8 protein-coding genes are annotated in these 10,890 nt (G+C 58.7%); 3 read left to right on the top strand and 5 right to left on the bottom strand.

Annotated features, from left to right (window positions below):
* Positions 1 to 113: 113 nt before the first annotated feature.
* The 5 genes from AC52Q4_RS08775 to AC52Q4_RS08755 all read right to left on the bottom strand — a co-directional run bounded on the left by AC52Q4_RS08775 (position 114) and on the right by AC52Q4_RS08755 (position 5,117).
* Positions 114 to 614, bottom strand: a complete 501-nt coding sequence (locus tag AC52Q4_RS08775; RefSeq protein WP_495536412.1) for a hypothetical protein — start codon at positions 612 to 614, stop codon at positions 114 to 116.
* Between the two features lie 423 nt (positions 615 to 1,037).
* Positions 1,038 to 1,697 carry a transposase gene (locus AC52Q4_RS08770; RefSeq protein ID WP_495536414.1) on the bottom strand — a complete coding sequence of 220 codons (660 nt, stop codon included), beginning with the start codon at positions 1,695 to 1,697 and terminating at the stop codon, positions 1,038 to 1,040.
* Positions 1,698 to 2,070: 373 nt separating this feature from the next.
* Positions 2,071 to 3,378 (bottom strand): type II toxin-antitoxin system HipA family toxin, encoded by a 1,308-nt coding sequence (locus AC52Q4_RS08765; protein ID WP_495536411.1) that lies wholly within the window; start codon positions 3,376 to 3,378, stop codon positions 2,071 to 2,073.
* A complete protein-coding gene (locus AC52Q4_RS08760; protein WP_495536410.1) occupies positions 3,365 to 3,697 on the bottom strand; it encodes a helix-turn-helix transcriptional regulator in 333 nt (110 codons plus the stop codon). Before AC52Q4_RS08760 ends, AC52Q4_RS08765 begins: the two co-directional genes overlap by 14 nt.
* 319 nt (positions 3,698 to 4,016) lie before the next feature.
* Positions 4,017 to 5,117, bottom strand: a complete 1,101-nt coding sequence (locus AC52Q4_RS08755) for a heavy metal translocating P-type ATPase (protein WP_495536413.1) — start codon at positions 5,115 to 5,117, stop codon at positions 4,017 to 4,019.
* 369 nt (positions 5,118 to 5,486) lie between these two features.
* On the opposite strand from AC52Q4_RS08755, the gene AC52Q4_RS08750 reads away from it, so the two are divergent.
* The 3 genes from AC52Q4_RS08750 to AC52Q4_RS08740 form a co-directional block, all read left to right on the top strand.
* Positions 5,487 to 6,956 carry a TolC family protein gene (locus AC52Q4_RS08750; protein WP_495536409.1) on the top strand — a complete coding sequence of 490 codons (1,470 nt, stop codon included), beginning with the start codon at positions 5,487 to 5,489 and terminating at the stop codon, positions 6,954 to 6,956.
* Positions 6,953 to 8,356 (top strand): efflux RND transporter periplasmic adaptor subunit, encoded by a 1,404-nt coding sequence (locus AC52Q4_RS08745; protein ID WP_495536408.1) that lies wholly within the window; start codon positions 6,953 to 6,955, stop codon positions 8,354 to 8,356. Before AC52Q4_RS08750 ends, AC52Q4_RS08745 begins: the two co-directional genes overlap by 4 nt.
* Positions 8,357 to 8,372: 16 nt before the next feature.
* Positions 8,373 to 10,890, top strand: a 2,518-nt coding sequence (locus AC52Q4_RS08740; protein ID WP_495536407.1) for an efflux RND transporter permease subunit, incomplete at its 3' end; no start/stop codon positions are given.

Raw genomic sequence — 10,890 nt, 5'->3', positions numbered from 1 at the left:
GCTCTGGCGGATGTGAAACCGGGCGGGCTCCATGCAGTCACCAGTCGGGTGATGAGTGATGCGCCCAATAATACCGATCATTCAATAGCTTGTGTATCATCAGGGCGTCGCTGTCACGGATTCAGGTCATACACATTTGTGCCGCGGACTTTAACGCCGGTATGCCGGCCAACAACTAAGGCCTTGTTCCACACGTATAGAGCTGTCGCCGCTGGGTTGCTATCTGCCGGCCCACTACCAGTAGGCTGAACAAAGTCGCCGTCATTAGCATATAAAATAATCTTGAAACTAGCAGACCCACCGATCAACGGGTTTCGCAGGAAGCCTCCCCACCAGTTAATTCCAGTCACAAACAATTCCTCGGCAGTCGCTGGAGTAGTAAACCGATTTGCAACCTGCTGGTTGAGGCTTGGCTCGTTTGGCATTGTGAGTTGAGACGTCAAGAAGGCGTTAATGTTCTTTGCATTCACACCGCTGTCGTAAATAATTGAGGCACTCGCGCAGGCTGAAAATCCTACGAGGACTCCCGAACAAAATAAAATTCCGCATATTACAACAACAGCGCGGCGCGACCGGAGACGACCTAGGATGGAGATTAATATCGTCATAGTCATTACACATCTCCCTTCTGGGCCAATTATGTTTACCTGAATCCGTGAGGGGCCAGTATGCCGCGGTGCAGCAATGAGGCTCACGGCGGCGTATTACCCTTCTACGAACGCAAAGGCTCATATATGGACACCTCCCCCATTGCAAAGGTGTTTCCGCTTCTTCATAGAAGAGTGGCCATCGACGGACACGCCCTATTTGAAAGGCGTGTCCGTTGTGCCGCCGCGATGAACGCATGGTCCGCGGTCATATATCCGGGCTTTGCCTGAGGCGCTGATTATGTGGCTTCAGCCCTCGATGAGTTTCGGAGCCCCGACGGCCTATACACCCATTCGGCTTTTCACCTTTGACCGGTTTCAGGCTCTTATCGGGGCGTTGACCTGTTGGTTCATCGCCTTTGGCAGACTCAAGCGGCAGGGGCGCGGAACTCAGCCGCTGCCGAAGGCCTTGTGCACGTCGTAGTCCTCACTGCGGGCCAGGATCACCCAGGGCGATGCGCACGGTCTTATTCGCCAGCGCCACGATGGCCTTGTTGCGACCGTGCCGCTGGACCACGCCGTCAATCCAGTGCCCCAACGCCGTGTCCGTGCCATGCGCCCAGCGAATCGCCGCACGGGCACCGTGGATGAGCTGGGCGCGCAGATACCGTCGCCGCTCTTGGTGATGCACGGCAGCTGCAAGCGCCCACCCGTGCCGTACTGGCGCGGCACCAAACCGACCCAGGCAGCGACCTGGCGACAGTTGGCGAAGCGGCGCGCATTGCCGAGCGCGGCGAGCAGCGCCGAGGCAACGATCGGTCCCACCCCAGGCAGGCTCTGTAGTTGCGCATAGCCCTGGTATGTTGCGGAGAGCGCAACCAGGCACTGCTCGAGCTTGCGTTGTCGCTCACCGAGCTCTACCGGCTCCGCATAGAGCTCGGCCAGTGCAGGTTCGGCCTGCGCTGCCTCGCAGATCGCCAGTGCATCGCGCGCATCGCTTTTGCCCCCGTGCACGAAGGGCTTGCAGTGCTGCGCGGGCACCAGCACTACCCGGTGGCTCATCGCCTGGAGGCAGCGCCCCCGGTGATGGGCGCTGGCGCAGGACTCCATCGCCACGGTGTCGGCTCCAGCTGCTGGAGCTGATCGATCAAGCGCCCACGCCGCATGCTCCTATTGTAGAGTACACGCCCGGCGCGGTTGAGTGCGCAAAGTTGGAACACGTTCTTTGCCAGATCGAGACCGACAAGCTTAACTTCCATGGTGGATCCCTCCCCGTCATGTGACTTGTCGACCTACACAAGTGTGGCGCTTGGACGCCGGATTGGCGGGGAGGTGCGTCCATATATGACCCCATGATCCGGAGCGCTTACAAGGAGACGAATGCCTTCTACGACCAAAGCACAGCCCGGCGGGCTGTATGCACTTACCGACCGGGATCGATTAGCCTGCGACGACGGAAAAGCAACCGGCGATGCCCCGGAAATTACGGAGAACGTGCCGTATCGACCATGGCCTTCAGGTCGGCCGTGTCGCCATCGAGGTCTTCAAAGGCATACGGATTGAGGAACTGGCGGCCCCACAGGAACGCACGATCTGTTGCGGTGAGAGAGGCTTCGGCGCACACGGCATCCCAGTGATGGATGATGCTGGTGAGCTGGTGTTGGACGATGGCAATGGCCTCAGCACGGGACAGCAGAAAATGCGCCGACGCATTCAGGCAGGATGAGATCCGGCTCATGCGATCGTCACCGGCAATCAGCATCGCTTGCGTGGCTTCGTTACCGGTCCGGCTTTGCGGGCAGATATCGTAAGCCGGTGTCAGGCGGAGCGTTTGTCCATCCCAGAAGGCCGCGTGATTACGCGCATGATCGTCTGTGTTGCCGCAAAGAATGTTGAAGACGATCCGTGCATAGAGTTCCCGCAAGGTGGCGGATGCATCGGCGAAGCGATGGCGAATGAGTTCCGCGAGGTCTTCGTAGCTGGCATAACGCGCCATCATCTCATCGAGCGCCAGCATGGTGAGCGCGGAAACCATGAATTTGCGCTGCCACCCGGCCCTGGAATGTACGCGGTCGAAGCGCTCAATGAGAAGCACGTCTTTGTGCAGGGAGCTGCTGAGCGAGACGCTCGCCACATTCAATCCGGCCAGGGCAGCCAGGCGCATGGCGATGAACTCGGCCTTGACGACACTGTAGAGGTCAGTCGTCGAGGAAAACTTCGCAATATATTTCTTCTTTCCATCATCGATCTGCGCTTTGGGCCGCGCACCGCCGAGGGATGTGCCGTGCTGGAGCGCCTGATCGAGTTCCGGGCTAAGCGGCATGCCCTTCTCGATGAACTCGGCGGCTCTTGCAAGCTGCTCAAGGGAGGCGTTCCCCGGCCCGCGCGGCACATACTCGGTGGCAGAGCGCTGAAAATCCAAAGCGCCGATACGATCCGAGCCGGATTCCAGCAAGTAAGTCAACTCGTCGAGCTGGGCCACGTCGGCCTTGGCTCCTTTGGTGCCGAGCTTTCTGTTGATAATGACGCGCCGCCCCCAAGCATCCGGCGAGCCATCACGGATGCAGGCGGGCATGCTCAAGCCGGGCAGCAAAGGAATGAGCCCGGACTGCAAAGGCAATTCGGGATCATAGAGGGGGATGGCGTTCTCGCGGGCAAGATAGCTCTTGCCGTAGTTGAAAATTAGATGGTCGCCATCAGCCGTTAGCTTGCCAGCCACGAGCGGCTCGCCGGCACCGGGCAGCCATACCCAGACAAAGGCTTCGCTGTAATGTCCGTCAGAATTCATCATCCACCGACTTTCTGCGCTTGCGCACGGCACTGGGTAGCAAGGCCAGCTTGTCATCGGTGCGGGCGATGTGAGTGGCAAGCGAAGTGCGCACTTCATCGAACAAGGTGACCCCAACCAACACCGCCACCTCGAACACCAGCCCGATGGCGACGCTTAGGTCACCCTTTTCGATCTTCTGGAGCGTCGCCCGCGAGATACCGGCGCGGTCAGCAAGCTCGTGCTCGGTCCACTTACGCTGCTTGCGTCCGAGCTGGATCTGCTTGGCCAGCAAGGTGGCGGCTTCACGCGTGTACCGCGAATATGTTCTCTCTTTTACCATCCACTCCGTCTATATGACCAGTATAATGGTCATAAAACTACGTAATGCCTATATTAATAGGCATTCCTTTAGCAAAAGTCAAGAACAACTGACCACGATAATAGCCGCAAACTCGTTTCATGAGCATTATGCTGGTCATTTCTCCCGTTTGCTCCGGCTCTCCTAACAGTGGCATTGTGGCCAACCCGTCATGAGACGGCCGGAATCCAGTTCAACGCCTGGTGCGGCGGCGTGATGCTGCCAGCAATGCGCCACCGACCAGAGACTCAGCCAAGCCGAAACGTCCTGGGAATCACACCGGCGAAGGTCTGGGACGTCGCTAGATCCTCACGTGCCGCAGCCGCAGGGCATTGGCGACCACCGACACCGAGCTGAACGACATGGCAGCCGCGGCGATGATCGGCGAGAGCAGAATACCGAAAGCCGGGTAGAGCACGCCGGCGGCAATGGGCACACCCAGGCTGTTATAAGCAAAGGCGAAGAAAAGGTTCTGCTTGATGTTGCGCATGGTGGCCCGACTGAGCTTGCGGGCCCGCACGATACCCTGGAGGTCGCCTTTCACCAGCGTGACGCCGGCGCTCTCCATGGCGACGTCGGTCCCTGTGCCCATGGCAATGCCTACCTGCGCCTGGGCCAGGGCCGGCGCATCGTTGATGCCGTCGCCGGCCGTGGCGACGAAACGCCCCTCGCCCTGCAGCGCCTTGACCTCCTCCGCCTTCTGCTGCGGGAGCACTTCCGCGATCACCTCGTCGATACCCAGACGCTCAGCTACCGCCTGGGCCGTAGTGCGGCTATCACCGGTTATCATGGCAATCTGGATCCCCTCCTCGTGCAAGGCCCGAATCGCCTCCGGTGTAGTCTCTTTGACCGGATCGGCCACCGTAACCAATCCGGCGGGCTTGCCGTCGACCGCCAGGAACATAGCGGTCTTGCCCTCGCCACGAAAGGCCTCCACCTGGCCGGCGAGCGGCTCCATGGCGACATCGAGGCTCTGCATCAAGGCCTGGTTGCCTAGTGCCACCTCTTGCTTGCCGACCCGGCCCTTCACCCCCTTGCCGGTCACGGACTCGAAGTCGGCGTAGCGCCCGAGCTCGACACCGCGCTCCTCGGCGCCTTGGACGATGGCTTCGGCAAGCGGGTGCTCGCTGCCTCGCTCCAGCGTGGCCGCCAAGCTCAGCACCTGCTCTGGTTCGAACCCCTCGGCCGCAACGACATCCTGCAGCCGCGGGCGCCCCTCGGTGACCGTCCCGGTCTTGTCGATGATCAGCGTGTTCACTCGTCGCAGCGTTTGGATGGCCTCGGCGTTTTTGAACAAAACGCCCGAGGAGGCGCCTTTGCCGCTCGCCACCATGATGCACATCGGCGTCGCCAGCCCCAGTGCACAAGGGCAGGCAATGATGAGCACCGCCACGGCATTGATCAGGCCAGCGCCGATCGCCGCGGTGTCATGAACATCAACCGCGATAGCCTGTATTCTTGGGCGCAGGCGACAGGCCAGCGGATCCGGAGCTGATGCAGTGCTTGAGTTTCATGTATACGGCCAACGGTGCCCGCCGGGACTGTGGTGCGCTTGGTTTCGGCCTGCTTGCGCGCGGAGCTAGCCAGCGGGCTTTGCCTCGCTGTGGCAGCGCCGAGCGCTTCAAACAGACCAGGATGAGCCACCGGCTCACAAGTGAGGCCGTCACGGGTTCTGGGCAATTAGCACAAGGTTCCTCTGCCGGTACGACCACCAAGAGAAGCCAGGGGGAGGGCCGCAACTTCCGCATCACGTGCTGAGCGCAATCGAGCCTTGAAGCAGATCGTGGCGGGAAGGAGACGCTTGGCATATTTCCGCCGAGTCCCGGAGAAAAAAATGTGCAGTCAAAAGCGCTTTTGGAAGCCCGTAATTTGGGGATGGTTCGTTTGTTATCCGATCTTGACCTCCGCCAGCCCCAATCTACCGACACTTGGAGCAACAGCCCCCGAGTCGTTCGACAATCAATCAGGCGCTCGTTCCGTGCAAATCAACGCTCGGTCAGCTTCAAAAAAGCGGCCTAGCGACGAGCTCAGCCTTCACGCGGCCATAGAAACGGCATTACAGGACAATCCCGGGCTGGCGGAGATAAGCGCCCGGGCGAAAGCCAAGGATGAAATTCCTTCGCAGGTCGGCACCCTGCCCGATCCGGTTATCCATTTCAACGCGATGAATTTGCCTGTTGATACCTTTAATCGCACGCAAGAGCCAATGACTCAGCTGCAAGTTGGAGTCAGCCAGAAGCTCCCTTTCCCCGGCAAGTTGGGGTTGCGAGAAAGCGCGGCGGAATATGAAGCCGCAGCTGCTAGTAATGACGTACAGGAAATGCGGCTGTTGCTGATTCGGGATGTGAAGCAGAATTGGTGGCATCTGTTCTACCTTGACCGGGCGTTGCAGACCGTCAGGCACAATCAGGAACTAATGCGTCAATTTGTGGAGGTTGCCCAGACTAAGTACCGTGTGGGCGAAGGGTTGCAGCAGGATGTCCTCTTAGCCCAGGTCGAGTTGTCCAAACTGTTGGATCTCGAAGTTCAGCTCAAAGCGCTGCGGCGCACCGGGGAATCGCGATTAAATGCTTTGTTGAACCGGCCGACGGAAGGCAAGTTGCGCCTTCCTGCTGAGGTAGAGACCAAGCTACAGGCATTAGCGCCGGAGGAATCGTGGCAAAGCCAGGCAAAAGGGAATCGGCCGTTGCTGGCAGCCGAGAGAAAACGGATTCAAGCCGCTCGTAAGCGGCTGGATTTGGCTAAGAAGGATTACTTCCCGGACTTCAAGTTGGGAGCGGCTTACGGCTTTCGTGGCGGGACCGACCCGTTGCAGGGACGCTCGCGCGCTGATCTCGCCACTTTCATGCTCAGCATGGAAGTGCCCCTCTATGCCGGCAGCAAACAGGCTAAGGCCGTGGATCAGCGTTCCAGCGAGGTGCTCGAGCAAATTTATTCCCTGCAGGACAGGCGCCAGCAAGTGCGTCGGGAAATCTCTACGGCGCTGGCTAACTACCGCAAGTCCCGGGAGCAGTTTCTCCTGTTTAAGACGGGGATTATCCCTCAGACAAGGCAAACCGTTGCCTCCATGTTGGCCGGATATCAAGTGAACAAGGTGGATTTCCTGAATCTGGTCAATGCCCAGATCACGCTCTACAACTACGAGACCAAGTACTGGAAAGCACTGGCTGAAGCCCACCAGGCCCTGGCGGCTTTAAGCGCCGCCACCGGTGAGGAACGAATTAATGCGAAAACTCGATGAGTAAACGAACGGCCGGCGCCATCGTGCTGGTTTCTCTGGCCACCTTGGCGATAGGTCTCGGCGGTGGCTATTGGTATGGCAGCTTAACGGCCGAAAAGGGGGAAAAATCGACAGCCGAGGCACCTGCCGAAAAGCCCCTCTTTTATCGCCATCCGATGAATCCGGAGATTACCTCGCCTGTGCCTGCAAAGGATGAGATGGGAATGGACTACGTCCCTGTTTACGCAGGCGAGCAAAACGGTGGCAATGCGCCTGCGGGCACGGTGAAGATCGACCCGGTCACTGTGCAGAATATCGGTGTGCGCACCGCCATCGCGAAGCGCCGAACTCTGAGTCGCCGCGTGCGCGCCGTAGGCCGCGTCGATTACGATGAAGAGCGGCTGGCGCGTCCGCATCCCAAAACCGAGGGATGGATCGAGAAGCTGTTTGTCGATAAGACCGGCGTGGAAGTAGAAAAAGGCGAGTGGTTGCTCAGTTTCTACTCGCCGCGGCTGCTCGCAACCCAGCAAGAATATCTTCTGGCATTGCGCAACCTGGAAACCCTCAAGACGAGCCCCTATCCGGATATCCGGGAGGGTGCGGAGGAACTGGTGCACAGCACCCGCGAGCGGTTGCAATTATTGGACGTGCCAGAGCACCAGATCCATGACTTGGAACAGACCCGTAAAGTTCTTAAAACCCTGCACATCCATTCGCCTTTTGACGGAGTCGTCCTGCAGATCGGGGTTCGGGAAGGCCAATATGTCACGCCTAAAACGGAGCTGTATAAGCTGGCCGACCTTTCTCAGGTCTGGGTCTATGTGGATGTTTATGAGTACGAACTGCCCTGGGTAAAGGTGGGGGATAAGGCCGTAATGCGCGTCACAGCGGTTCCCGGTCGGACTTTCCAGGGCACGGTTGCTTATATATATCCTTACTTGGAGAAGAAAACCCGTACCGCGAGACTGCGCCTGGAGTTCGATAATCCGGACATGGTGTTGAAGCCGGAGATGTTTGCCAATGTCACTATTCACGCCGGCAAGCAGGTCAATGCCGTGGTCGTACCGGAAGAAGCCATTGTCCGCTCCGGCGCTCGCAATCAAGTATTCGTAGTGCGCGGCCCTGGCAAATTCGAGCCACGGGAAGTGCAGCTTGGCGTTTCAGCGGAGGGTTTCACAGAAATCGTGGAGGGAGTAAAACCAGGCGACCAGGTGGTCACGTCGAGCCAGTTTCTCATCGACTCCGAGTCCAAGTTGCGAGAGGCCACCGCGAAGATGAGAAAGCCTGAGATGGGGACCTTGGCCGCTCCCGGCGAGCAGAAAGTAAAAAGCCGAAATGAGTCTACTAAACATGGGGAGGACAAAGAAAGCAAGGATAAAGATCCGGCAGGATATCACCAGGGCTCTTCAGTGACCCCGTGACGGAAAGGCGCAAGAGTTGCTTAAGCTCATCATCGAGGCGTCCCTGCGGAATAAGTTCCTGGTATTGATTGCCGCGGTGCTTGTGGTTGCCATCGGTCTCTGGACGCTCAAGAACACGCCATTGGACGCCATTCCGGACCTCTCGGATGTCCAGGTCATCGTATTTACTGATTACCCTGGGCAGGCGCCCCAGGTCGTAGAAGACCAGGTCACCTATCCCCTGACAACAGCGATGTTGGCGGTGCCCCACGCCAAGGTGGTGCGCGCCTATTCGGTCTTCGGGCTTTCCTTTGTCTACATCATCTTCGAGGACGGCACCGACATGTACTGGGCCCGCTCCCGGGTCCTGGAGTATCTCAACTACGTCCGCGGAAGGCTTCCGGCAGGAGTGAACCCTTCCCTCGGCCCCGATGCCACCGGGGTGGGTTGGGTCTACGAGTACGCCTTGATTGATCACAGCGGGAAACACGATCTAGCGCAACTGCGTACGATTCAGGATTGGTATTTGCGCTACCCGCTGCAGACTGTCCCCGGCGTGGCCGAAGTGGCCTCCATCGGCGGGTACGTCAAGCAATACCAGGTGGAAGTCGATCCCAATGCCTTACTGGCCTACAACATTCCCCTTTCCAAGGTGAAACACGCGATTAAGCGCTCCAACCGAGACGTCGGGGGGCGCCTCGTGGAGATGGCCGAGACTGAGTACATGGTTCGGGGACTCGGGTATATCCAGTCTATTGAAGATATCAACCACATCCCCGTGGGGGTGGATAAGCAAGGCACGCCGATCCGCCTACAGGACGTAGCCCACGTGCATTTGGGCCCCGAATTGCGCCGCGGCGTCGCTGAGTTCAACGGCCAAGGGGAAGTCGCCGGCGGGGTGGTCGTCATGCGCTATGGCGAAAATGCCCTCGCCACCATTCAGCGCGTGCGGGCCAAGCTGGAGGAGTTAAAGGAAGGCCTGCCCAAAGGGGTGGACATCGTCCCTGTATATGATCGCGGCGCTCTCATCGAGCGCGCCGTCGACAATCTCCAGCGCACACTGCTGCAGGAAGCGATCTTAGTCAGCCTTATCATCGTATTTTTCCTGTTCCATGCCCGCTCGTCCTTGGTGGCCATTTTAGCCTTGCCAATGGCGGTTCTCATCGCCTTTATCATCATGAAGTGGCAAGGCATTAATGCCAACATCATGTCGTTGGGCGGGATCGCGATCACCATCGGTGCCATGGTCGATGGCGCCATCGTGATGATCGAGAACGCCCACAAGCACCTGGAGCGGGCCGCCTCGGAAAAAGGCAGTGCACTCACCCGCAACGAGCGTTGGACGACGGTGGGAGCGGCTGCCAAGGAAGTCGGCCCATCGCTGTTTTTCTCTCTCATCATCATGACGGTTTCCTACCTGGTGATCTTCAGCTTGGAAGCCCAGGAAGGCAGGCTGTTTAAGCCGCTTGCCTTTACGGCCACCTATTCCATGGCCGCCGGGGCCCTTCTGGCTATTACGCTGGTCCCGGTTTTGATGGGCTACTTCATCCGGGGCAAGATTCTTTCTGAGAAAAAGAACCCGGCCAATCGCCTGCTCCACTTCCTCCATGCCCCGGTCCTCCGGCAAGCGTTGCGGTTCCGCAAAACCGCCTTGGTCATTGCCGTGGCTCTGCTTGCGGTCACTGCCTATCCAATAGCCAACTTTGGCAGTGAGTTTCGCCCGCCTTTGGATGAGGGCGATATTCTCTACATGCCGACCACCTATCCGGGTATCTCGATCACCAAGGCCAAGGAGGTTTTGCAGCAGACCGACAAGATTCTGAGTACTTTCCCCGAGGTGCAGCATGTCTTTGGCAAGGCCGGGCGGGCGGATACAGCAACCGATCCGGCGCCCCTTTCCATGTTCGAAACCACGGTGCAGCTGAAACCCAAGCATGAATGGCCGGACCCCACCAAGACCACCAAAGAGCTGATGGATGAAATGGATGCGGCGATTCGCTTTCCGGGCGTTACCAACGCCTGGACGATGCCGATCAAAACCCGCATCGATATGCTCTCCACAGGCATTAAAACCCCGGTGGGAATCAAGCTTAGCGGCCCTGATCTGGCGGTATTGGAGCAGGTGGCCGGTGAGATCGAGCGAGCACTCAAGGAGCTTCCAGAAACGCTGTCCGCCTTCGGGGATAAAGCGGCGGGTGGCTACTATCTGGACTTTAAAATCCATCGCCAAGAGGCGGCTCGCTACGGGCTGACCGTGGGAGACGTGCAAGATGTCATCCAGACCGCCATCGGCGGAATGAATGTCACCGAAACCGTCGAAGGGCTGGAGCGCTATCCTGTGAGTCTACGCTATCCGAGGGAGTTGCGGGATAATCTGGCTCAGCTGAAACGGGTGTTGATCCCCACACCCACCGATACGCAAATCCCGTTGTCCCAAGTGGCTGATCTTCGGTTGCATCGAGGGCCGCCTGTTATAAAAAGCGAGAATTCTCGCCCCAACGCCTGGGTGTACGTGGATCTCAGGACCTCGGACATCGGCGGTTACGTCGCCAAGG

This window comes from Nitrococcus sp., from assembly GCF_059432795.1.
The sequence above is the reverse complement of the archived record's forward strand: the minus strand, read 5'-3'. Positions and strand labels throughout refer to the sequence as shown.